Below are 24,437 nucleotides of genomic sequence, written 5' to 3'. Positions count from 1 at the left end.
ATATTAGTATTATTGAACTGAAGCTCTTTGTAATTTATCATTTATGGCTATCCCAATGCCTTCATGAGGTACTTTTTCTACTAATAGCACTTCGATATCTTGAGCATCTAGCTCATGTAACAAGGCATACAAACGCGAGGCTGCCTCTTCTAAATTCTGATTCTTAGACAATTGATTTTGAAACACAATCGCCGGATGATTATACGTTTGACAAAAAGACAATAACCCGATTCGCTTGTTGCAATAGTTTTCAAGTGACTCTGAAATGTTTGTAGTAAAAAAAGTTGGGGTTGATGGCGCATAATGCTTGGACAGCATCCCTGGAGCCACTGGTGCAATATCGTCTTTTGTAAATACTTTCAAAGGACCAACAACAGCTTCAATGGCTGAGATATTTGTAGCTCCAGCACGATACAAAATAGGTTCATCGCCTTCAAATCCCACAATGGTCGACTCAATTCCTCTTGCACAATCACCTCCATCCAAAACAAAAAGATCAGCAGTATCAAAATAATTCGACACATGAGACGCCGTTGTTGGGCTGATAGAACCAAAGGGATTAGCACTTGGTGCCGCCAACGGAAAATCTAAACTGTTCAAGAGCGCTAAAGCTACTGGATGATTGGGTACCCGAACTGCAACGGTATCTTTGCCCGCCGTAATCAAATCTGAAATGTTTGGTTGCTTTTTGAGTACCAAAGTAAGTGGACCCGGCCAAAAAGCTTCGGCCAGCGCCCTAGCCTTGTCAGGAATAGCGACGGCTACTTGTTCCAAATCAGAATACGATTTCAAATGCACAATCAAGGGGTTGTATAACGGACGCTTTTTTAGATCGAAAATGGTTCGAATGGCTTTTTCATTGAAAATATTTCCAGCTAAACCATACACTGTTTCGGTAGGGATAGCAACAACAGCACCTTTGGTTAACAAGTTTGCCGCTTTTTGAATATCAGAAGTTATAGTCATGAATGTTATGGATTACAATAATTACAATAAGTTGGATCTTCGGTTTTCTTTTGATGAGGATACCATACCTCAGTAGCATACTGGCATTTGGAACAGGAATAAATATGGCTTTTAACTGATTCCGTAGGACTTTTACACCAAGAGCAAGGTAATCCCAAACGAACCTCAACTACTGTGAAACCAGGAATTTGACATTGCGGACAACAGGACTTTATATTTTTGACTAGCTGGCGAGTAGCTTGTGCAATGACCTCCATTCGAGTTGGATTATACATGGCTCTCATATCCGTCTCAACGAAAAACGACTCATATTTTGATTGAAAATATCGAAATTGCTCTATTAATTCTTTATCACAAACAATCCCTTTTCGTACTTCAAAATTTTTGATTTCTTTAGACCGCAGCAGCAAACCATGCGAAGGAAAATTGGCCTTAGCGGCAAAATCCCACAACTCCTTTTCCTGACTAATTTCTTTAGAAAAAAAATTGGTATTTAGACTCAAACTGCGTCCTGTAATTTCTAGATCATTTTTTTGATCTATCAACAATACTATTTCATCATTAGCGACTACAAATCCGGCATTAGGATGCGGGCCAAACGATCCCTCCGACGCAATACCTATGTCGGAATGGGTAGCGACCATGGCTGCAAGACACTTGGCTCTTACGGTGGTCAAAGCATTATTTTCTCGGGAAATTTCTCCAGAAAAAGCACCAAAGACATCAGTATCAAAATGGTCAGGTACAAAACAAGTGAGACCTAACTCTTGTGCTAAAATTGGCCCAATGACCTTTTCTTTGTGATGCATTGTCGCAAGGACAATTTTTCGGCCTTCAAAATTATTTGGTATCAACAAATTTTATTGTGATTTGGCTAGTGACATTCAATTTTAATCCTTTTTCTTCAGCTTGCTCCAATACTTGCTGAATAGAGGCATGAGCTTCCTGTAACTCAACAATACGCTTCTTAGCATTGGAGGTATCTTTTTCAAAGCGAATCTCATTACTAAAACTCTCTAATGAGTGATGCTTTATTTTATAATTAATCAATGAAAAAAGAATTTTGGCTGCTTCAGCAGGTGTAAATTCTCCATCAATAAGTTTAAATTGATTATTGTCTTCTTTAAGCATGGCTACTATTTTTTTGTGATGCAAAATTGAATAAAACAACTCATTAATTTTTATTTATATTTGTTATACTTATCATTAAAATAATTTATGAACTATACCTTACATCAACTGCAAGTTTTTCTCAAAATTGCACAATGCCTTAGCATCACGAAAGCTGCCGAAGAACTTCATTTAACACAACCAGCTGTTTCTATACAATTGAAAAATTTTCAAGCACAATTCGATATTCCACTAACAGAAATCATTGGAAGAAAATTGTATGTGACTGAGTTTGGAAAAGAAATTGCCATGGCTGCAGAAAAAATTGCCAATGAAATACATGCCATCAATTACAAATCGCAAGCTTTTCAGGGCAAATTAAGTGGGAGGCTCAAAATCTCTATTGTTTCTACTGGAAAGTATATTATGCCAAATTTTCTGGCTGACTTCTTGAACCTCCATCCCGATGTTGAACTGATTTTGGATGTGACCAATAAATCAAAAGTTATTAAAAGTCTAGAAAAAAATGAAGTTGATTTTTCATTGGTTTCTATACTACCCGAAACATTACAAATCAATCGAATTGAGTTAATGCCCAACCGATTATTTTTAGTTTCTAATTCCATCACGGCATTTCCTGAAAAAAGTTACGACAAAAAAATACTTGAAAACATTCCTCTTATTCAAAGAGAAAACGGTTCAGGAACCCGTCAGGCTTTGGAACAATTTATGCTTTCGAACCGTCTAAAAATGAGAAAAAAAATGGAACTCACCAGTAACGAAGCGGTTAAACAAGCCGTTATTGCTGGATTAGGCTGTGCTATCATGCCTAGTATTGGCATTAAAAATGAAATCTCCAATGGTAGTCTTCACATCATACCCATTGAAGGACTGCCTATCGAATCGACTTGGAATTTGATTTGGCAAAAAAACAAAAATTTTTCGCCTGTGGCTCAAGCTTATTTGACCTATTTGGAACAATTCAAAACCGAAATCATTAAAAATAAATTCAATTGGGTTCACAACTATTGATTACAATTTCTTGAGATGAAAACACCCAACGATTACAGCGGTTAGAACACCTAAACTATGATGAAATCAAGTAGTCGTTTTACTTGCATTAATAAATGGTTCAGTATCTTAAACCCCCAAAAAAGCACTGTTTTTCAAACCAATAGCAAATAAAATTCTAACACAACTATAACACATAAGTAAAAAGAAATAGCTTACCTTTGCCCGCTTTTTAAAAATTAAAACAATGATAAAAAATCAAGTATTAAAGGGAGTTTTCTTAGTAGGTTTGGGCGCTTCGAGCTATGGTATGTTAGCCACTTTTGTAAAACTAGCCTATGATGAAGGATACTCTACACCCGAAGTTACCTCTGCTCAGTTTGTTTTGGGAATACTTGGAATGCTTATCATTAACTTTATTCAAAAAAATAAAAACAAAAACACTACGGTAAAAGCTTCTGCCAAAAACATTTTACACTTAGTTTTAGCAGGAACTTCACTGGGTATGACGAGTTTGTTTTACTATTTGGCCGTAAAATACATCCCCGTTTCTATCGCTATTGTGCTATTAATGCAGACCGTTTGGATGGGTGTTGTAGTAGAAATGGGCCTTGATAAAAAGTTACCTTCAGCCAAAAAAATAGGAGCCGTAATAGTAGTATTAATAGGTACCGTATTGGCTACAAACGTTATTGAAACCACAACCACACTGGATTGGAGAGGCATAGTATTGGGACTGCTGGCGGCGTCATCTTTTACAGCTACAATGTTTACTGCCAATCATATTGCCAATCACATATCTTCGGCGCAACGAAGCCTCTACATGCTTTTGGGTGGTGCCATCATTGTTTTTACTTTTGGATATTTCACACAAACTGGACCATACCAATGGAGTATTTTTACAAAATGGGGTATTATTATAGCGTTGTTTGGAACGATCATTCCACCGTTGTTAATGAATGCCGGATTTCCATTAACTGGTATTGGTTTAGGAAGTATTGTTTCGGCAATCGAGTTACCCGTTTCAGTAACCTTGGCCTATATGCTTTTGAATGAAAACGTAACTCTTTTGCAATGGACTGGAATTGCATTGATCATTATTGCCATCATTATCATGAATACTTCTTCGGCTAAAAAACAATAATTGCTGCTCAAGCTCATGATTTAATGATTATCGAAAAAACAGCAGAATCGGGCGACAACTTAAATTCTCACAATTAGATCAAAGTTTTTTTTACAAAATCACTATGCATCGTTAATTTTTTCATAAATTCGTAACAAACAACTTGTTATGAACGCACCTTGGCATTTGTATGTAATGGCTTTACTGTATATTTTGGCAGGAGTCAATCATTTTAGATCGCCAAGAATGTATGAAAAAATCATTCCTCCTTATTTTCCAAATCCTCAATTACTGAACCTACTCAGCGGGGTACTTGAAATCCTTTTTGGTCTAGGATTACTATTGACACCCACCAGATCCATTGCTGCCTGGAGTATCATTATATTGTTATTTGTATTTTTTCCAACACATATTTACATGATCACCCAGCCTAAAGTTCGGATGGGATTACCGCTGTGGGTCTTATATTTAAGATTACCACTGCAATTGCTATTAGTATTTTGGTCCTTTCAATATACATTGTAAACTATTACATCTATTAACTATTTTAAATCAAGTACTTATGAAAAAACTTTTTGCAGAATTCTTTGGAACATTTTGGTTAGTATTTGGAGGCTGTGGCAGCGCGTTATTTGCAGCAGGAATTCCAAATCTTGGTATTGGTTTTGCTGGCGTTGCGCTAGCCTTTGGTTTAACCGTATTAACAATGGCCTACGCTGTGGGTCATATTTCTGGTGGACACTTTAATCCTGCCGTTTCTTTTGGTCTTTGGGCTGGAGGACGCTTTGATGCTAAAGATTTAGTTCCATACATCATCGCACAATGTGTAGGTGCCATAGCTGCAGCTGGAACATTGTATACTATTGCCGCTGGTAAAGTTGGTTTTGTTATTGATGCCACCAAAGCTGGTGCTTTTGCCTCCAACGGCTTTGATGCCTTTTCACCAGATGGCTACTCGATGCAAGCCGCTTTTATTGCAGAATTTGTATTGACCTTATTCTTTTTACTGGTAATCCTTGGCGCCACAGACAAATTTGCCAACGGGAAATTTGCAGGAATCGCTATTGGTCTTGCCCTTACTTTGATACACTTGATCAGTATTCCGATCACCAATACTTCTGTAAATCCTGCTCGTTCATTGTCACAAGCTATTTTTGTGGGTGGCGAACCTTTAAGCCAAGTTTGGCTGTTTTGGGTGGCCCCAATTTTAGGAGCAATTGTAGCTGGATTTATCTATAAAAATCTTTTACAAGATCATTCTGCCGCTTAATTAGAATAAATTCAAAGAGAGAAAAAGAACCAAATGCAGTTCTTTTTCTCTTTATTTTTGTTGTATGAAATCTCTTTTTGATCCCGAACCTCTTGTTTTTGAAGCTCCAGACGCCTCCATAATTTATTATCGTAATTTCTTCTCGACGGAAGAAGCAACTGTTCTTTTTGATATTTTACAAAAGGAAATTCCTTGGCAACAAGACAACATCAAAGTCTACGGTAAAGTGTATCCACAACCCCGATTAACAGCGCTTTTTGGTCACGAAGGAAAGTCCTATTCCTACTCGAATATTACTATGCATCCACATCCGTGGACTACAACGTTGCTCCAAATTAAACACAAAATTGAAACGATAGTTGAGGCCAATTTCTCGACCGTTCTGCTCAATCAGTATCGCGATGGAAAAGACAGCAATGGTTGGCATGCGGATAATGAAAAAGAATTAGGAATCAATCCTATCATAGCCTCAGTGAGTTTTGGAGCAGAGCGAATGTTTCAATTGAAACACAATAGCATTGCCAATCAAAAAATAAATATACCTTTAGCACACGGTAGTCTTTTAGTAATGAAAGGAACTACTCAGCACTTTTGGAAACATCAAATTCCGAAAACCACCAAACCAGTTGGCCCCAGAATTAACCTAACTTTCAGAATTATTCCATAAAACCAAAAAACTTTACCCAATTGATCATGAATGAAATTGTCTCTTATTTTACCCATATTCCTTCTTCGCATAGAAGCCTAATTTTAGTTGGAGGAATTACCTTTTTCTGGATCATCGAAAATGCGTTTCCATTGATCCGTTTTGATTATAAAAAATGGCAACATGCAGGAATTAATATCTTTTTTACCCTCACCACCATCGTTATCAATTTTTGTTTGGCTTACTTATTACTAGTAACCGCAGATTGGACGGTTGCAAATGATTTTGGAATCCTTCAAATGCTTCCCGAAATGCCACTATGGCTGTACGCAATGATCGGATTGTTGCTTTTGGATTTAATTGGAGCTTATTTAGTTCACCTCATCGAACATCGGGTTAAAATACTTTGGCGTTTTCACCTTATTCATCATACGGACACTTGGATTGACACCACAACAGCCAACCGACATCACCCAGGAGAAAGTGTCATTCGATTTGCTTTTACATTGTTAGGCGTTTTCATAGTTGGTAGTCCAATGTGGATGGTGTTTTTGTACCAAACCTTATCCGTTATCGCCACGCAGTTCAATCATGCTAATATTGCATTGCCCAAAAAAGTAGATTTGGTATTGAGCTACTTCATCGTTTCGCCCGACATGCACAAAGTACACCATCATTACAAATTACCCTACACCGATAGTAATTATGGTAATATTTTTTCTGTTTGGGACCGATTGTTTGGCACTTTTAAAACACTTCCAAGAGAAGAAATAGTGTATGGCGTTGACACCCATCAAGATCCAAAAGAGCATAATGTATTAAAAAAATTATTATACATACCATTTCAAGAGCACCGATCACCTGACGCAAATTAGCCCACAAAAAAAAACAAGCATTTCAATTGAAGTACTAAAATTTTTTATTAATATTGGTAAAGCATTGAGAGCGCTATTTATAAATCACTTAACACCAATTTGAATTAATTTTCATGTAATGAAAAAGAGTAACCGCAAAGAACTGAACTGGGAACAAACAGAAAAGCTTGTTACATTAGCCTTAGAAGAAAGAAATCCTTTCGAAATCATTAAAAAAGAATTTGGCCTGTCAGAAAAAGAAGCCTTAGAAATTATGAAGAAAAAGATGCCGGCTGAAAAATTTGAGATGTGGAAAAAGAAAGCAATGGCAAGTAAACCAAAACCAAAACCTCAAAAAATAGATGATTTTGACGAAGATTTGGATGGAAAATATTACTTCAAAAACAAATTAGACTAAAATGACATATATACTCCTGATGGCTCAGGAGTATTTTTTTTACCTCCAACAAAACAACCTTTTTAGTGTAACAAAAAGGATTCTAAATCGACTTATCACCCAAAATAATACTATGAAAAAAATTATAGCAACTCTTGCGATCGCTTCGCTTTTATTAGGTTGTAAAACAGGCAGTGCCACACTTAACAAAAAAAACACAGAAGTAAAAGTAGCCATCGACCTTGTTAATGTTAAAGATGACAAAGTACAGGTAAGTATTTTTGCGCCAAAAATAACAACCGATCAAGTAACCTTCAGTATTCCTAAAATCATACCAGGAACCTACTCCAATGACAATTACGGGCGTTTTATTGACAACCTACAAGCCTTTGATTCCAAAGGAAATCTTTTGACTGCAAAAAAAACTGACGAAAACAATTGGACAATTGACCAAGCCAAAAAATTAACTAAAATCACCTATTTAGTTAATGACTCTTTCGATACTGAAAAGGGAAGTGAATTCGGCCAAGGAGATGTTTTTTCTCCAGCAGGCACCAACATTGAAGCCGGTTCTAATTTCATGGTAAATATGCATGGATTTGTTGGGTATTTTCAAGATCTAAAAGAAACCCCTTATCGAGTAACCATTACCCATCCCGAAACACTTTGGGGTGCTACCTCCATGATTGATTTAGACCCAAAAAACAACTCGGATGAATACTTCACTTCTCGTTATGCAGAACTAGTAGAAAATCCAGTAATGTATGCCAAGCCAGACTTTACCAGCTTTACGGTAGACGGTATGGACATTACCATTGCGGTTTACTCTCCAACTGGAAAAATCACAGCCGAGAGCATTACACCCGAAATGAAAAAAATGATGGTTGCTCAAAAAAACTTTTTAGGTAAAATCAACTCCAATAAAAAGTATACCGTGATTTTATATCTTTCAAGCATGCAACCGAACGATGCTAAAGGTTTTGGAGCACTAGAACACCCTACTTCTACTACTGTAGTAATGCCAGAAACTGCGCCGTTGTCCATGCTACAAGAACAAATGAAAGATGTTGTCTCTCATGAATTTTTTCATATCGTTACACCGCTGACCATCCACTCGAAAGAAATTCAATATTTCGATTTTAACGCACCTAAAATGTCGGAGCATTTGTGGCTTTATGAAGGCGTTACAGAATATTTTGCGAATCTATTTCAAATCAATCAAGGACTAATTACCGAAGATGAATTCTACAAAAGAATTGCGGAAAAAATCACACAAGCCAATGAAATGAACGACACCATGCCCTTTACGACAATGAGTGCTAACGTATTGGAAGAACCTTATAAATCACAATACTTAAATGTATACCAAAAAGGCGCATTGATAGGCATGTGTTTGGATATAATTATCCGCGAGAAATCAAATGGAGAAAGAGGTATTTTAGACCTTATGCAAAAACTTTCTTCTGAATATGGCGTTACCAAACCCTTTGACGACAAAGAATTGTTTGGCAAAATTGTTAGCTTAACTTATCCAGAAGTAGGAGTATTTCTTACCACCTATGTAGCGGGTCCAACGCCAATTCCCTACGCTAGCTTTTTAGCCAAAGTAGGTGTTATTCCTAGCGTAATCAAAACGCCTGGAAATGTGTTTGTGAAAGGTCAAAGTCCTTATATCAACATTAATCCTTCAACAGGTGCCATTTTTGTTTTACCTGGCATAGAACTGAATGCTTTTTTTAATACACTAGAATTAAAAGGAAATGATGTTATTTTAAGCATTAACAACCAACCCTTCAATAAGGATAATATTTTTGAGGTAGTCACCAAAAGTCAAGAATGGAAAGAAAATGATCCGATAACGCTTACTATAAAAAGAGAGGGCAAAGAAAAAATTTTTTCAGGAAAAATTGCCCTTCCCTATGTTGATCAAGAGAGTTTTAAAGCCAGCGAAACTGGAAAAAACAATCTGAAAGACGCTTGGTTAAAAGGATAATTTATTCAAGTTTCAAAACCATCCCAATTTAGTAATAGATTGGGATTTTTTTTTATTTACAAGACGAGATAGTATGGCATTTCAACATTTTTCTTTATTTTGCGACAAATTAAAAATCAAAATGAAAAAAACTATTGTAGCCATTGTAGCCCTAACAACCTTAATGGCTTGTACTAAAAACGAAAGCAAAGATAACTTACATTTAACGGGTAATATTGTAGGTCTTAAAGAAGGAAAACTATACATACAACGCCTAAAGGATACCACATTAGTTACGGTTGATTCGATTACGATCAACGGGGATTCAAAATTCGAAACCGACATTCCGTTAACTTCACCCGAAATGTTTTATTTATCGCTTAATAGAGGCGTTTCAAACTCGCTAGACAACAATCTAATTTTCTTTGCAGAACCAGGAAACATTACTATTGAAACCAATTTAGACGAGTTTTCGTATGGAGCCAAAGTAACAGGATCTGTAAATCATGATTTATACGAAGAATTTAAAAAAATCAATTCTCAATTTAAAGACGAAAATCTAACCATTATTGAACAAAAATTCAAAGCGACCAAGTTCAATAATCAAAAAAAATTAGACAGTCTTATTGCTAAAGAAGAATCTAACATCAAAAGAAGATACCTTTATGCAACGAATTTTGCCGTAAATCACAAAGATCATGAAGTAGCTCCCTACATCGCTTTGTCTGAAATCTACGACATCAACATCAAATTTTTGGACACCATTCAAAAATCGATGACACCAAAAGTAGCCCAATCCATGTATGGAAAAAAATTGACCACATTTGTCAACAAAATCAAAAAAGACGAAGGCAGTCAACAATAATAACAGCTAAAAAAAAGCAACACCCCAAAGCAATCCTTTGTTTTGGGGTGTTTTTTTTTGACAAAAACCATTAAAATGCGGCATAAAAAAAGCCCCTAATTGGGGCTTTCTATATCGTAACTTCAAAGTTTATTTACTCAAGTACATTTTTCTTCTAGAATACAATTCATAGAATTGGTCATCTTTCAAGTCATCAATAAACAAAATGCTCTCTCCAGTAGATTTCATTTCAGGCCCTAAAGCTTTGTTTACATTTTTGAACTTACTAAATGAGAAAACGGGTTGTTTGATAGCATATCCTTTTAACTGTGGATTGAAATCAAAATCCGTAACTTTACTATGACCTAACATTACTTTGGTAGCATAATTTACGTAAGGTTCACCGTAAGCTTTTGCAATGAATGGTACCGTTCTAGAAGCTCTAGGATTCGCTTCGATGATGTAAACCATATCATCTTTTATCGCAAACTGAATATTGATTAATCCTACCGTTTTCAATGCCAAGGCAATTTTCTTAGTATGATCTTTAATTTGTTGCATTACGAATTCCCCTAAATTAAAAGGAGGCAAAGTAGCGTTACTATCACCAGAGTGTACTCCACATGGCTCAATGTGCTCCATAATTCCTATGATGTACACATTTTCACCATCGCAAATCGCATCAGCTTCCGCTTCAATAGCTCCCGCTAAGTAATGATCTAACAATAATTTATTACCTGGAATAGACTTCAACAAGTTAATTACGTGTTCTTCTAACTCTTGTTTGTTGATTACGATTTTCATTCCCTGACCACCCAATACATAAGAAGGACGAATTAATAATGGAAAATCTAAGGTATCCGCTAAAGCCGAAGCTTCATCAGCAGTCTCGGCAATTCCAAACTGAGGGAAAGGAATTTCTAATTCGGTCAAAAGGTCAGAGAAACGTCCTCTATCTTCTGCTAAATCCAAAGCTTCAAAACTAGTTCCAATAATTTTTACACCATATTTAGAAAGTTTTTCAGCTAATTTCAAAGCGGTTTGCCCTCCTAACTGCACGATAACACCTTCTGGTTTTTCGTGTTTGATGATATCATAAATATGTTCCCAGAAAACAGGCTCGAAATACAATTTATCCGCAGTATCAAAATCGGTAGAAACCGTTTCTGGATTACAATTGATCATAATGGTTTCGTAACCACACTCTTTGGCTGCTAAAACACCATGTACACAAGAGTAATCAAACTCAATTCCTTGACCAATTCGGTTTGGTCCTGATCCAAGAACAACAATCTTCTTTTTATCTGTAACTATACTTTCGTTATCAACATAACGCTCTCCATTGGCTTTTTCAATTTCGGCCTCAAAAGTAGAATAGTAATATGGTGTTTGTGCTTTAAACTCAGCCGCACAAGTATCAACCAATTTGAACACACGATTGATGTTCATTTTTTCTCTCAACTCATGTACTTGACTTTCTAAGCAACCCATCATATGGGCAATTTGTCTGTCTGCAAAGCCTTTTTGCTTCGCTTCAAGAAGCAATTCTCTTGACAAAGTGTCTACTTTATAATTAGAAATCTCTTTTTCTAAGCTATAAAGTTCTTCATATTGTTTTAAGAACCACATATCGATTTTGGTAATTTCGTGAATACGACTCAACGGAATTCCCATCGCGATAGCGTCATAAATTACGAAAACACGATCCCAACTAGCAAAGGTTAGTTTCTCGATAATTTGCTCATAATTGGTATACCCTTTTCCGTCAGCACCTAATCCATTACGTTTGATTTCTAATGACTGAGTGGCTTTGTGTAAGGCTTCTTGAAACGAACGTCCAATTCCCATCACCTCACCTACAGATTTCATTTGAAGTCCTAACGTTCTATCAGAACCTTCGAATTTATCAAAATTCCAACGTGGTATTTTTACAATTACATAATCCAAAGTTGGCTCAAATAAAGCGGATGTAGATTTTGTAATTTGATTTTGTAATTCATCTAAGTTGTAGCCCAAAGCCAATTTCGAAGCAATTTTAGCAATTGGATATCCAGTAGCTTTTGATGCTAAAGCAGAAGAACGCGACACACGAGGGTTAATCTCGATAGCAACGATATCTTCTTTTTCATCAGGAGAAACCGCAAACTGTACGTTACAACCTCCAGCAAAATTTCCGATAGAACGCATCATTAAGATGGCCATATCACGCATTTTTTGGAAAGTAGTATCCGACAAAGTCATCGCTGGAGCCACTGTAATCGAGTCTCCGGTGTGAATTCCCATAGGATCCATATTCTCGATGGAACAAATGATTACTACGTTGTCATTTTTATCTCTTAAAAGCTCCAACTCATATTCTTTCCAACCTAGCAGCGCTTTATCAATCAATACTTCATGAATTGGTGACATTTCTAAACCATAAGTTAGTTTTTCGTCAAATTCTTCTTTAGTATGCACAAAAGCTGCTCCAGTTCCTCCTAAAGTAAACGATGGACGAATTACTAATGGAAAACCAAATTCTTGAGCAATTTCTTTACCTTCAAGGAAAGAAGTCGCGGTTTTGGCAGGTGCAGTTGGTACATTAATTCTTTGAAGCAATTGTTTGAACTGCTCTCTATCTTCGGTAATGTTGATAGCATTTACGTCAACACCAATCATTTTTACATCAAAATCCTTCCAGATTCCTTTTTCATCTGCTTCCAAACACAAATTCAAAGCCGTTTGTCCTCCCATTGTTGGCAAAACAGCATCAATTTGAGGATGCGCTTTAAGAATTTCGATTATAGATTTTGTAGTTAAAGGTTTTAGATAAACGTGATCCGCCATAGAAGGATCCGTCATAATTGTAGCTGGATTGGAATTGATCAGAATCACTTCAATTCCCTCTTCACGAATAGAGCGTGCAGACTGTGACCCTGCATAATCAAACTCACAAGCTTGTCCAATTACAATGGGACCTGAACCTATAATTAAAACGGATTTTATGGATGTATCTTTTGGCATTTTGTATAAATTGTGTAGTTATTGTATTTATTCCTAGGAATTTAAGCAACGCAAGTCGCGTTAGGGTATAAAAAAAGGCGATACTAAATAAAAGTAACGCCTTATATGATGTTTAAACAAACATTATTTTTTGTGTCTAGGTTCGCTAGAAACAGTCAATTTGTGTCTTCCTTTAGCTCTTCTACGCGCTAGAACTTTTCTTCCATTCGCAGACGCCATTCTGTCCATAAATCCGTGTTTATTTCTTCTTTTTCTTTTCGATGGTTGAAATGTTCTTTTGCTCATTGCTTTGTATCTTTAAATGGTAATTTATATATCTAACTCTTTTGGCTTATCCCTTATTCTAAAACCGAGTGCAAATATACAAAGACTTTTTTTTCTGGCAAGTAGTTTTATAAAAATATTTTTAATTCCTTTTGCTATCTTTGCAATCTAAATTAAACACCTATTATGTTTCACAGAAATATCAAACTTATCTTAGCGGCATTAATCATCATGACAGGCATTTGGCAATTTACGGAGTCAAATATTGGAAACGGAATTTTCTTGTTATTTATTAGTGCCATTCCTGTTTTTCTTTATTTCAAAAACGAATTTATCCTTTTGGCCTTCTTAAAATTAAGAAAACAAGATTTTGTTGGCGCTCAAAAATGGTTGTCCTTCATTAAAAATCCTGAAACTGCATTGATTCAAAAACAACAAGGGTATTTTAATTACCTTCACGGTATTATGGTTTCACAAACCAACATCAATCAAGCCGAGAAATTCTTCAAAAAAGCCATCGAATTGGGACTTTCTATGGATATGGATTTGGCAGTAGCCAAACTTAACTTGGCTGGAATCGCATTATCTAGAAGAAGAAAACTAGAAGCTACTAATTTATTAAATGAAGCTAAAAAATTAGACAAGCAAAACATGTTAAAAGACCAAATTAAGATGATGAAAGATCAGATGAAAAAAATCTAATCTCATTTAAATCATACCTAAAAAAGGCGATTCACGTTACACTTGTGAATCGCCTTTTTTTTATGCCCTTCAGAATAATTTCGGGTAAATGTTGGTTTAGCCAACGGAATCGAAACAAAATCATGGCATGACTTCCGCCTGGAACTATCAAACAATTGGTGATGTATTTTATAGGAAACACATCGTCTTGATCTCCATGAATATGAATCACACTTGGATCTACCACTGTTCTATCCCAAAGAATCACTTGCTCAATGGCCCAATCTAAATAGTGTATATCTCGAACCGACAGGAATTTTTCATACAATTTGAGTCGGCTTTTTATTTTTTCACCAAAAGAAAATTTAGCTAAATTCTCGACATTTACAATCAAACTCGTAGGAATCAGTTTATAGGCTTTTGTAGTTTTGGCCACTTTCATACGTCTTGGAAATTCTAAATTCGTTTTCACACTCGAGATAATAATTACTCTTAGCGGCTTTAAAAAAAGAGCCATCTCTTGTACCAAAATCCCACCAAAGGAGACACCTATAAGTACGGGATTGGGATGTGTAATTTTGGAGGCCATCCGTTTTGCATATTGCACCAACGTCTCTTCCGGCAATGGAATTTCCCATTCCAACAAAATCATCTCAAAAACATCTTTAGGCAGATCGATACGCTCAAAAATAGTAGAACTCGCCGCTAGACCCGGCATAAAATAAACGGGAATTTTCTTCATGCTATAAAAAAACAAAATCTAAATTGAATCACGAATATACCTGTTTTTTTTTATTTATTCCTGCTTCTTTTCTGTCCTTTCCCTGCCTGCATCAGAAATAGCCATTGCAGTTTTTCGGTTAAGCACTTTAATAAATTGTTGTTTTCTAAATCGTAGAGCACTCCAATCTTCATCAACAGCGACCATACGAACGGGTTCAAAACCGAAATTTCCTAAAACTGCCCAGCCATTATCTCTATTGAATTCGCATTTGTATTTTTTGGAAGTTCCTTTTGGATAACAAAACCAAACAATAGCATCTCCGTTAATTTTTGGAAAAAGTGTCGTAATTGCTGTTTCTATTTCTTGCAATTGCGTGACAAAAACCATAACAAAATCAATAGTTGTTATTTCATTTTCGTTGTTGTAAAAAACAGTTTCGTTTGCCATTGCCTCTTTTTCTGAGACAAAAGATATTGGGGCTTTCAGAACTAAAATTGCTTTATGATTTTTAAAATTTAATTTTTTGAATAATGGAGTCATTTGAAAATATTCTTTTTTGAGCTATATTATTGTATCGAGTGAAAACCGATTGTATTGCCTTCGGTGTCAGAAGCTAATCCACAAAAACCATGTTCGCCTATAGCAAACTTTGGCGCAACGACTTTGCCTCCAGCTGCTTCTACTCTGCTTAATTCTTTTGCACAATCTCTGCAAGCAAAATAGACTAAAGTTCCAGCTGCACTTGGCTTCCTCGTTTCATCTTGCACAAGCGCTCCTGACGAATTAGTAGCACCTTCTACCCAAGGAAAAGTAACCATTTGACCAGAAAACCCTTCAGGCATTGGCATTGGTATCATCACTTCTCCTAAAACAGTTTCATAAAATTTTCTAGCTCTATCCATATCGTCAACATAGATTTCGAACCAAGTTACTGCATTTACTGTTCTCATAGCATTATAATTTTAGATTAAAAATTCCTTTGAAACTCTATTATAATTTTCCTTTTGAGGCTAGGTAATTCTTGACAAACACTTCAAAATTGGGCAAGTTTTTATCTTCATAAACCAAAATAAATTGCTTGAATTGCATATAACCATAAGTATACGGATTTTGAGAAGCTTGCTGGTAATTAGCCTTAAAATAAGCCTCTATAGTCATTCCTTCTGGTACTGGATTAGGTAGTTTTGCCCACATTCTTTTGGCATAGTTGTAACATTGTTCCAATTCTTTTTGTTTGCCTTGTTTTTTCCACCAAAGCATCGCAACAACATTTGCGAAATACTCACTTTCATAAGAGCCGAACACATTCCCTTCAATCATTTGTTCTAAGGCATGTCCTAGCTCATGTGGCAAATAAAATCCGTTAAAAAACAATCCAAAAACCTCCTTTCCCTCTACTTCTCCCCCAGCCACTTCATAGAAAAAAGCTTTTTGTTCGGGAATTACTTGTTCCCACAATGGCAAATTGGCTGTTTTTTGTTTGCCATCATCATCATAATAAATAAGATAAGGCGTGGTATTCAATCTGGTTTTTAAGGTTAGCACCAATGTTGGTTTGATTTTGGCTATGTCTTTGATGAACGTTGATGAAATCTGATTGGCTTGTTTGACCAAAGCGGTCGAATCAGCAAAAGTGGAAAACCATTCTTTTTGCGCAAAAGTAATTTGAGACAAAAAGAACAAAACGACAATTACAAATCCTTTTTTCATATTTTTATTTGTTAAAATTATAGTTAATCAATAAGGTCTTAGAATGTGTTATTCGCTTTCACAAACAAAACACAACCATTTAAAAAACAACAACTTAACAAATCTACAAAACAAAATTGATTTGAATAACTAAAGTAGTTTCAAATTAAAACTAGGCAACACGCATTCGCTTAGGCCCATACCAAAGCCAAAAACCAGTTATGGTAAAAACCAAGAGAGCTAGTCCCATTACTGTGGTATAAACCAATTTAAAGATGCCGTTACCGGTTTCAAAATACGCATCTAGGTAGGAACCATCGTGAATGTTTTCGACAAAATCAGCATTTCTACGTTCTAGATGCAAAAGTTCTCCAGTAGCTCCATCCAATTGAACGCCCCAATAGTCTTCCTCAAAAACAAACTTCACCATTCCTTTATCGGGACGAATGTCAATTCTATTCAATGCTAAAGAAACAGTTGGTGAGACTTCTTTTTGCAAATAATAACAGGCTTTTTGTTGTAAACTATCCACAGGGAGCCATTGCCTCAAATCGGTAGTGGTTCCTTTGCGCGAATCGGCCAATAGTAAGCCACCGCTATTTTTTTTCCATCCTAAAAGTAATCCCGTGACGGATATAATGAAAAAGAAAATAAATAAAAAAGCGCCCGTGGTTCGGTGCACTTTTCTAAATACTCTCAATGTTTTTGCCTGACTTTTTCTTTTGTTACTTTCGTTCATGCATTTAACAATTAAACAGATAATAAACTACTTTAAAATTTTACTTGCTCTTTTTGATATAATTGGCGACTTCAACCATCGTGGCAACCCAAATATCTTTTTCTCTTTTTTTAAGATAGGCCAATACTTTTTGATGCTCTTCGGCAGAGACATTAAGTCCGTGTTCCCCTCCAACACCGTGAAATAGAAGTACAGCAAACGAACCTGCCTTTTCTGCCGCTTCTATTTGAGTAATCATCTGTAAAGCAGTGGATTCGCTTTGTCCAAAACAATTGATATTAGCCAAATCAACTTGTTGTTTTTGCAACAACCCCGATTCGACTCCTCTCGCTGCCACAAAATCTTCTTTTAGCAAATCATAATAATAAACATCTCCTATTTTACGATCCCCGCACGGATAAGCAAAAGTGCGCTCTTTTTTGCCGTCGATGGCCTCTAAAATCGTGTTGGTAACTTTAATCTCATTGATGGCTCGAGCTACTGAAAATTTAGACAAATCGGCTTCGGGAGTGACGAAATCTCTTCCTGCAAAAGTCCCATCACAAGGATGATTTAAGGTGTGATTACCTAGTTCATGCCCTTTTTTAGCAGCTGCACGCCATTCGCTCAAACGTTTTGAGACTACTGGCGATGATCCAACTAAATAAAAAGTCCCTTTAAACTTGAAAGCATCCAACGCTGGAATCACCTTATCTAAATGGACATTCAAGGCATCATCATAAGTTAGTACAACAGCACACTTTTTGCCATTCCATTGTCTTGATGTTGTTTGGGCCAAAGCCCCAAAAGGTAACACTAGAATACAACCCAACACCACTATTTTATAAAAATTCATAATGCTTTTTTTGAATAATAAATAGTTTCAACCAAGAAACTTGTTGAGTAAATGTATTCAAAATTCTTTTATTCAAAGAGAAAAAAGTCAACATAGAAAGCATAAACAGCAAAAAAAATGACATCCTTTCGAATGTCATTTTTAAGTCTTAGTAATGCACTATCAGTCAACTATTTAGCTAATCCTGCGTTTTTTAAATACGGTTCAATCTTCATATCGTGACCGATGAATTCTTTGAAAGCTTTGTTCAAATCTACACTGTTCCCTACAGACAAGATGTATTTAACAAAACGATCGCAATTTTTTCGGGTCATTCCACCATTGGCTTCAAACCAATCGTAAGCATTATAATCTAAAGTTTTAGACCAAGTGTAAGCGTAATATCCTGCAGAGTAACCGCCTCCCCAAATGTGAGCAAAGTAAGGAGAATGATAACGAGTAGGTACTTCATTCACTAACAAACCATATTTTTGTAAAGCCTCTTTTTCAAAATCTAAAGTAGGTTTAAAATCCGATTCTTTTTCTACACTATGCCAAGCCATATCTAGCGTTGCAGCAGCCAACAATTCGGTTACCACATAACCTTTATTAAAGGTATCAGCTTTTTTAATTTTATCTATCAACTCTTGTGGAATAGCTTGTTTGGTTTGATAATGTACTGCGTAATTTTTCAAAACCGTTGGGTCTAAAGCAGCATGCTCGTTGATTTGCGAAGGAAACTCTACGTAATCTCTTGGTACAGCAGTTCCAGAAAGTGTTACATATTTTTGGTTGGCAAACAATCCGTGTAAGGTGTGTCCAAACTCGTGAAATAATGTCGTTACATCATCAAAACTGATTAAAGATGGATTACCATTAACTGGTTTTGCAAAATTGTACACATTAGCAATTACAGGTTTTTGATTCAAATAATGCGATTGATTGACGAAATTACTCATCCAAGCGCCTCCGTTTTTATTGTCTCTTGCATAAAAATCCAAATAATAAATCGCGATTGAAGTTCCTTTATCATTGAAAACCTCATACACTTTTACGTCAGGATTGTACACCGGCAAATCGTTTCTTTCTTTGAAAGTCAGCCCATACATTTGTTTTGCTGCAAAAAAGACTCCTTTTTCTAGCACTGAACCGATTTCAAAATACGGTTTGATTTGACTTTCGTCCAAATCGTATTTGGCTTTACGTACTTGCTCAGAATAGAAATCCCAATCCCAAGGCTCTAATTTAAAACCACCATTTTGGGCATCAATTAAGGCTTGAATGTCTTTAGCTTCTTCGTTGGCTTTCGCTACTGCTGGTTTTGCGATTTTGGCTAACAAATCCATTGCAGGCGCTGGAGTTTGTGCCATTTGGTCTTGCAATTTCCACTCGGCAAAACTCTTTTTACCCATCAATTTTGCTTTTTGCAAACGCAATTTAGCCATTTTTTCAAGGGTTTCGCGAGTATCACCTTCATCTCCTTTTTCTGCACGATACCAAGAAGCTTTGAAAACCTTCTCTCTAGACGCACGATTAGTCAAACTCATCAAAACAGGTTGCTGTGTGGTATTGATAATCGCAATCATGTATTTCCCATCTTGTCCTGCTGCTGTAGCATTGGCTTTCGCAGCTGCAATTTCATCAGGCGTTAAACCTGCCAAATCTGAAGCTGAGTCAAAAAATACGGCTGCGTTTTTACGAGCAATTAACAATTTATTATTAAACAAGGTGCTTAACGTAGCCAACTCTTCGTTGATTTTTTTCATTTTATCTTTATCGGCCTCCGAAAGATTAGCTCCTGCTAATTCGAATTGTTGCAAGTAGTATTCGGTTAGTTTTTTATCTTCTCCTTTTAAACTCGACAATGGAATGCTTTTGATTCGGTTATACAATTTACTGTTCAAGTAAATTTTGTCGTTATGCGCTGAAAAAATTGGTGCATATTCTGCTTCAATCGCCTGAAGTGTTGGATTAGTATTAGAACCTGAAAGATTATAAAAAACTCCAGCTGCTCTACTTAAATCTACGCCACAAGTTTCTAACGCCAAAACAGTATTCTCGAATGTCGGCTTTGCCGTATTATTCGTGATTTTCTCGATTTCCTCATCGTGTACTCTTAAACCATAGTCAAAAGCTGGCTTAAAATGTTCATCTTTAATTTTATCAAAAGGTGGCGTTTGGTACTGTAAAGTACTGCGTTGTAAAAGAGGATTATTCATAGGAGCAGTAGTATTTTGGGCATTAACGTTCTCTACTAGCAGCGTACTGAACAACAAAAGACAGCCTGCGCTAGCTATTTTTGAAAAAGAATTCATATTGAAAAATTTACAAATTATTAGGTTTTAAAAGTACTAAAAAAAACAGTATCGCAGGCAAAAGATCGTTTTATTGAGAAACCAATAATAGTATAAAGATTTACAATTAATAACCTAACCGCTTGGTTAAACTTAAGCAGGTCTCATTTTGAATTTTTAAAACTCAGCATCCTTTCTTAAAAGAAGTTGAAATCATTGGTTAGGTCACTTGGCGATGTGGTGGATTAAGGAAGCAAAGATTTATTTTTAATGATTAATGTCCCAAGTATAAAATCATCTTTAAATTAAGCCTAAATGAGCCATATTTCGAAACGGAGGTTTTATGATACATTTTTTCTTTCCATACTATGAGTATACCAGTTTTCTGTTTTTCCCTTTTATTATTAGTTCAATTATTCTATTGCTGTATTAAGAATCTACTTAAGAATTGAATTTGTTTATTTGTGATTTTTAAATCATAGTTTTACTCTACAGTAAAGAAGCAAATCTAGAATCTACTTAAAGATTATAGGTGAAATTTACAAAAATATATCTTGAAATAAGGTTGTTTTGAAGTGTACTTTTCGAAAAATCAGAAGTTTGTATTTGCGAAAATATAGAATTATTCAACAAGTTTTTTCCGATTATATTAAATTCGTATTTTTTGTCTTTAGGTTTATAAATAACACTAAAGTCAAGAAATAAATAATCATTATTACTGTTTTCTGTATTTGGTATATAGTAATCTCCTGTAATTACAGAAAAAACAGATGAAGAATGTTTGTATTTTATTTTTAATGAATTTGTAAACGTCATATTGTTTATTGTTCCTGTTTTTTCGGAATTATTTTGTGAATAAATATAGTTTGATTGATTTTCAAAATTGATTTTAGTGTTAAAAGCAGTTTTGATAGTAAGTTCATTTGATATGTTGTTGCTCCTATTATTCCTTAGTTCAGAAGTATTAACTATATTTTTATAGTTCGATTTTGATACTGTAGACGTTAATTTAAAAGTTGTGGATAGCTTACTAATAAATTTTTCAGTGGATAGATTTAAGTTTAAATTATCATTTTTTTCATCAAGGTAGAAGTTATTTAAAATGGTTTCATTTTCATTGATTATAAAATTTGAAAAATAGTTTCCATTGTTTTTTTGATAACTTATACCAATGCTAATAAAAAATTGTTTAAACATATTATTGTTATAATAATTTAAATTATAAACTTCTGCTTTTAATATTTCTAAAGTTGGTGTATTGGTTATTTTTATTCTATTATTAGTGGTTATTGGATTTCTAAAAATATATTCTTCTGAAAATGGAGTTTGTGTTAAACTTGCTTTTGATGAAATAAACGATTTATTATTAATTTTATATCGGATACTAAATGATGGTTCAAACAATACATCTGATTTTGATTTATTATTTAAACTTTGATTTTCATCTATTTCTTGGTTTAAATATTTAAGCGAAAAAGATGGAATTATTGACCAATTTTTTAAATTATAGTTTGTAGAACCAAAAGCATATATAGATTTCTTGAAATAGTTTGGAACGTTAAATTTTATTTCTGTCGGATTTAGATTATTAATAGAGTTATAGGTGGTGTTTTCATAGGTTGCTCCAGTTGAAAATGAATACTTGTTTTTTGATTTATTACCTAATAAAATTACTATGGCGTCTAAGAAATTCTTTTTGAAACTACTAGTTTGTTCTTCAGTAAATGAATTGATTTTATTGTTGATTTGAAGGTATTGAGGAATGTTGTTGTATGCGTGGCTAACTTGTATTTGTAATGCTTTGCTGTCATTGAGTTTATTGGTGTAAAGAATTTTTTGATTAAAGAATATACTTTCTGATTTTAGATTTGATTTAAAAGAATTTATTTCGTTTGCAGTGACTGAAGAATAAGATTTTATGTTTTCATAACTAAATTTTGTTTTATACTCTAGTAATGAATTTTTTGAAGTGTTGTACTTTAGTTCAATATCACCTCTGTAAAATTGTGGTTTTTTTTTTGTGTTAAAATCATCACTTGTAATAAATGTTTGGTTTTCAATTTTATTCTCAGTAGTATTTAATTGATTTAATTTTATGTTGTCGTTTATGTAATATAAATTGGTTTTTACAGAAAAGCGATTGTTTACTTTAAAGATGTTGTTGTAGTTTGAAAAAAACATATTATTGATGTTGGCTCTATCATCATCAATTCCATTATTGAACAAAACTTCGGGAATTATTTTGTGTGTTGATGCATCTTTCTCTTTTTGCTGTTCAATACTTTTATTGGATGAAAAATAGTCAAAAGGTGAGTGGTTTACACCAATATTATTATAGCTAATAATACCAAAAGATTTATAGTTTTTAGAAATGCCCAATATATTAGCATTTGAATTATTCAATAAATTTAAATCGTTGTTTATTCCTAGACCAAAATCAATATTACCTGAATAGTCTGTTTTACCTTTTTTAAGTTTTAAATTTAAAGACACCTTTTCGCCTCCTTCAATTCCTTTTAGCAATGGATTTTCAGAATAATTATCGATAGCTTGAACTTGTTCAAGCATATCGATATTTATATTTTTTGTACCTAGACTATAGTTGTAACCAAACAAGTTGTCGCCATCAAGTGTAACTGTTTCAACTGATTTCCCTTTGTACTTTATTTCTCCTGACTTTTCGTTGACCTCTATGCCGGGTAATCTTTTTAAAACATCTTGTACTTTTTTATCTGTCGGGTCTTTATACTTTTCAATATTATAAGTCAAAGTGTCTTCTTTAATTGTATATGATTTTTTTTCAGAAACTACGACAACTTCTTTAAGTTCGGTAACTTTTTGTTTTTGTAAAACATAATCTATCTCATATATTTCCTTTACATCTGGTTTTTGAATTATAAATGTTTCGTTATTGTATTCTTGAGATGTAACTTCAACTAAAATTGTTTGATATTTTTTTTTAAGATTTATAGTAAATTTTCCATTTCGAGCATATGTAAACTCAACTATACTTGATGTGTTTTCGTTTTCTTTTATTAATATGTTTGCATATGGGATGGAATTACCATTGCTATCTTTTATACTTCCTTTTATTGTTTGTGCAAAAGATAATAATGGAAGGAGTATAAAAAAGTAAATTAAAATCTTTTTCATTAAAATTTCATTTCCGGTATTTCTAAGTCTTCAATTTTATCTGTTATTTTTATACTGCCTCCTTCTCCAGTTTCGGATTTTGACCTAAGTATTTTCAATCTTCTTTCCATGTTTTCTCTAAACATCTTTCTATACTCATTCCAACTAATAACTTTTTTATCTTTATAAATGTTTTCATATAGTTTAGATTGTTTTTTATTTAACACTATTTTAACTGGATATATTGCAAAATAATTATCTAAACTTTTAATGCTAATAATGATACCTGGCAGTCCATCAAATTTCCAAGGGCCTCCATTAGGAGCTATTTCTGATGAAAAAGTAGCTTCATAAGTTCTTCCTCTAAACTTTGTTGTCGCTTTTTGGCATTTAAACCCAAAAACTAAGGTATCTGAGATTGGTTTAATCTGCCATTCGAATAAATTACTTTTTTCACCCACGAATACTTTTTTTGTTGATATAATCTCATTGTAAATAAGTGTGTCTTTTATGAAGTTTTTATAAAAAAAATCATCTTTAATTGTTGCAATATGGTTATCACTTAATTTAATTTCAGTAACGTCGTCAACTTGTTTTTTTTCAAAAGCATTTTTTACATATCTATATTGACTTTCATCCTTCAAAGTATTGAAATAGTATGACGTACTGTCATTTAAGATTAGTTTGTAGTCAGTTTTTGATGAAGAAATTACATTATTAGTATTTATTATTGAAACAAAGTCAATTTCTACTTTTTGAGCATTCATATTTTCTAACAAAAAAAACAATATTAGATATTTTAAATAATTCATGTTTTAAATAATTTATAATTAATAGAGACTGCCCGAAAAGTCGAGCTATCTTTCTTAGAATCGATTAAATGAAGATTGTTTTCAATATTCAT

The 24,437-nt window shown here is 34.3% G+C and carries 24 protein-coding genes; 10 read left to right on the top strand and 14 right to left on the bottom strand.

Annotated elements, in window-relative coordinates:
* Positions 1–9: 9 nt before the first annotated feature.
* Genes BXU11_RS05995 through BXU11_RS05985 form a run of 3 tightly spaced genes read right to left on the bottom strand, consistent with a single transcriptional unit; the run spans position 10 to position 2,097 of the window.
* On the bottom strand, positions 10–966 hold the full coding sequence (locus BXU11_RS05995; RefSeq protein WP_078211343.1) for an L-threonylcarbamoyladenylate synthase: 957 nt from the start codon (positions 964–966) through the stop codon (positions 10–12).
* Between the two features lie 5 nt (positions 967–971).
* The gene (locus BXU11_RS05990; RefSeq protein ID WP_078211342.1) at positions 972–1,775 is read right to left on the bottom strand and encodes a DUF6671 family protein; all 804 of its coding nucleotides are present in this window, start codon (positions 1,773–1,775) and stop codon (positions 972–974) included.
* A gap of 31 nt (positions 1,776–1,806) precedes the next feature.
* Complete coding sequence (locus BXU11_RS05985; protein ID WP_024982375.1) at positions 1,807–2,097, bottom strand: hypothetical protein; 291 nt, start codon at positions 2,095–2,097, stop codon at positions 1,807–1,809.
* Between the two features lie 87 nt (positions 2,098–2,184).
* On the opposite strand from BXU11_RS05985, the gene BXU11_RS05980 reads away from it, so the two are divergent.
* From BXU11_RS05980 to BXU11_RS05940, 9 genes are all read left to right on the top strand, one after another.
* Entirely contained in the window at positions 2,185–3,108 is a 924-nt protein-coding gene (locus BXU11_RS05980; RefSeq protein ID WP_078211341.1) for a LysR family transcriptional regulator, read from the top strand.
* Positions 3,109–3,334: 226 nt separating this feature from the next.
* Positions 3,335–4,231, top strand: a complete 897-nt coding sequence (locus BXU11_RS05975; protein WP_024982377.1) for a DMT family transporter — start codon at positions 3,335–3,337, stop codon at positions 4,229–4,231.
* A gap of 147 nt (positions 4,232–4,378) precedes the next feature.
* A complete protein-coding gene (locus BXU11_RS05970; RefSeq protein WP_078211340.1) occupies positions 4,379–4,735 on the top strand; it encodes a MauE/DoxX family redox-associated membrane protein in 357 nt (118 codons plus the stop codon).
* A gap of 37 nt (positions 4,736–4,772) precedes the next feature.
* Complete coding sequence (aqpZ, locus tag BXU11_RS05965) at positions 4,773–5,480, top strand: aquaporin Z (RefSeq protein ID WP_078211339.1); 708 nt, start codon at positions 4,773–4,775, stop codon at positions 5,478–5,480.
* A 64-nt stretch (positions 5,481–5,544) separates the two neighbouring features.
* Complete coding sequence (locus BXU11_RS05960; protein ID WP_078211338.1) at positions 5,545–6,147, top strand: alpha-ketoglutarate-dependent dioxygenase AlkB; 603 nt, start codon at positions 5,545–5,547, stop codon at positions 6,145–6,147.
* A 26-nt stretch (positions 6,148–6,173) separates the two neighbouring features.
* Positions 6,174–7,001 carry a sterol desaturase family protein gene (locus BXU11_RS05955; RefSeq protein ID WP_078211337.1) on the top strand — a complete coding sequence of 276 codons (828 nt, stop codon included), beginning with the start codon at positions 6,174–6,176 and terminating at the stop codon, positions 6,999–7,001.
* 118 nt (positions 7,002–7,119) lie between these two features.
* Positions 7,120–7,398 (top strand): DUF2805 domain-containing protein, encoded by a 279-nt coding sequence (locus BXU11_RS05950; protein WP_024982382.1) that lies wholly within the window; start codon positions 7,120–7,122, stop codon positions 7,396–7,398.
* A 112-nt stretch (positions 7,399–7,510) separates the two neighbouring features.
* On the top strand, positions 7,511–9,370 hold the full coding sequence (locus BXU11_RS05945; RefSeq protein WP_078212107.1) for a peptidase M61: 1,860 nt from the start codon (positions 7,511–7,513) through the stop codon (positions 9,368–9,370).
* A 121-nt stretch (positions 9,371–9,491) separates the two neighbouring features.
* A complete protein-coding gene (locus BXU11_RS05940) occupies positions 9,492–10,214 on the top strand; it encodes a DUF4369 domain-containing protein (protein ID WP_024982384.1) in 723 nt (240 codons plus the stop codon).
* Positions 10,215–10,343: 129 nt separating this feature from the next.
* Here the strand turns inward: BXU11_RS05940 and carB are convergent, their stop codons facing one another.
* Together carB and rpmH are read right to left on the bottom strand one after the other, a co-directional pair.
* Complete coding sequence (gene carB / locus BXU11_RS05935) at positions 10,344–13,196, bottom strand: carbamoyl-phosphate synthase large subunit (RefSeq protein WP_078211336.1); 2,853 nt, start codon at positions 13,194–13,196, stop codon at positions 10,344–10,346.
* Positions 13,197–13,319: 123 nt separating this feature from the next.
* Entirely contained in the window at positions 13,320–13,481 is a 162-nt protein-coding gene (gene rpmH / locus BXU11_RS05930; protein ID WP_008464848.1) for a 50S ribosomal protein L34, read from the bottom strand.
* 165 nt (positions 13,482–13,646) lie between these two features.
* On the opposite strand from rpmH, the gene BXU11_RS05925 reads away from it, so the two are divergent.
* Positions 13,647–14,162, top strand: a complete 516-nt coding sequence (locus BXU11_RS05925; RefSeq protein WP_024982386.1) for a hypothetical protein — start codon at positions 13,647–13,649, stop codon at positions 14,160–14,162.
* A 31-nt stretch (positions 14,163–14,193) separates the two neighbouring features.
* Here BXU11_RS05925 and BXU11_RS05920 read toward each other — a convergent pair whose 3' ends face one another.
* The 9 genes from BXU11_RS05920 to BXU11_RS05880 all read right to left on the bottom strand — a co-directional run bounded on the left by BXU11_RS05920 (position 14,194) and on the right by BXU11_RS05880 (position 24,345).
* Positions 14,194–14,883: an alpha/beta fold hydrolase gene (locus BXU11_RS05920; RefSeq protein ID WP_078211335.1), complete on the bottom strand. Its 690-nt coding sequence runs from the start codon at positions 14,881–14,883 to the stop codon at positions 14,194–14,196.
* Between the two features lie 54 nt (positions 14,884–14,937).
* The gene (locus tag BXU11_RS05915) at positions 14,938–15,312 is read right to left on the bottom strand and encodes a hypothetical protein (RefSeq protein ID WP_223253677.1); all 375 of its coding nucleotides are present in this window, start codon (positions 15,310–15,312) and stop codon (positions 14,938–14,940) included.
* 119 nt (positions 15,313–15,431) lie between these two features.
* Positions 15,432–15,815, bottom strand: a complete 384-nt coding sequence (locus tag BXU11_RS05910) for a VOC family protein (RefSeq protein ID WP_078211333.1) — start codon at positions 15,813–15,815, stop codon at positions 15,432–15,434.
* A 40-nt stretch (positions 15,816–15,855) separates the two neighbouring features.
* Positions 15,856–16,575, bottom strand: a complete 720-nt coding sequence (locus BXU11_RS05905; RefSeq protein WP_078211332.1) for a hypothetical protein — start codon at positions 16,573–16,575, stop codon at positions 15,856–15,858.
* Positions 16,576–16,726: 151 nt separating this feature from the next.
* Positions 16,727–17,293, bottom strand: coding sequence for a PepSY domain-containing protein (locus BXU11_RS05900; protein WP_078211331.1), 567 nt, complete (start codon positions 17,291–17,293; stop codon positions 16,727–16,729).
* 40 nt (positions 17,294–17,333) lie between these two features.
* Positions 17,334–18,128, bottom strand: a complete 795-nt coding sequence (locus BXU11_RS05895) for a polysaccharide deacetylase family protein (RefSeq protein WP_078211330.1) — start codon at positions 18,126–18,128, stop codon at positions 17,334–17,336.
* Positions 18,129–18,298: 170 nt separating this feature from the next.
* Positions 18,299–20,422, bottom strand: coding sequence for a M3 family metallopeptidase (locus BXU11_RS05890; RefSeq protein WP_078211329.1), 2,124 nt, complete (start codon positions 20,420–20,422; stop codon positions 18,299–18,301).
* 498 nt (positions 20,423–20,920) lie between these two features.
* The gene (locus BXU11_RS05885) at positions 20,921–23,554 is read right to left on the bottom strand and encodes a carboxypeptidase-like regulatory domain-containing protein (RefSeq protein WP_078211328.1); all 2,634 of its coding nucleotides are present in this window, start codon (positions 23,552–23,554) and stop codon (positions 20,921–20,923) included.
* Positions 23,554–24,345 carry a GLPGLI family protein gene (locus BXU11_RS05880; protein ID WP_078211327.1) on the bottom strand — a complete coding sequence of 264 codons (792 nt, stop codon included), beginning with the start codon at positions 24,343–24,345 and terminating at the stop codon, positions 23,554–23,556. The genes BXU11_RS05885 and BXU11_RS05880 overlap by 1 nt, the downstream gene beginning before the upstream one ends.
* Positions 24,346–24,437 lie beyond the last annotated feature (92 nt).

The sequence above is a fragment of the Flavobacterium sp. LM5 genome (assembly GCF_002017945.1).
GTDB classification, from domain to species: Bacteria; Bacteroidota; Bacteroidia; order Flavobacteriales; family Flavobacteriaceae; genus Flavobacterium; species Flavobacterium succinicans.
The sequence above is the reverse complement of the archived record's forward strand: the minus strand, read 5'-3'. Positions and strand labels throughout refer to the sequence as shown.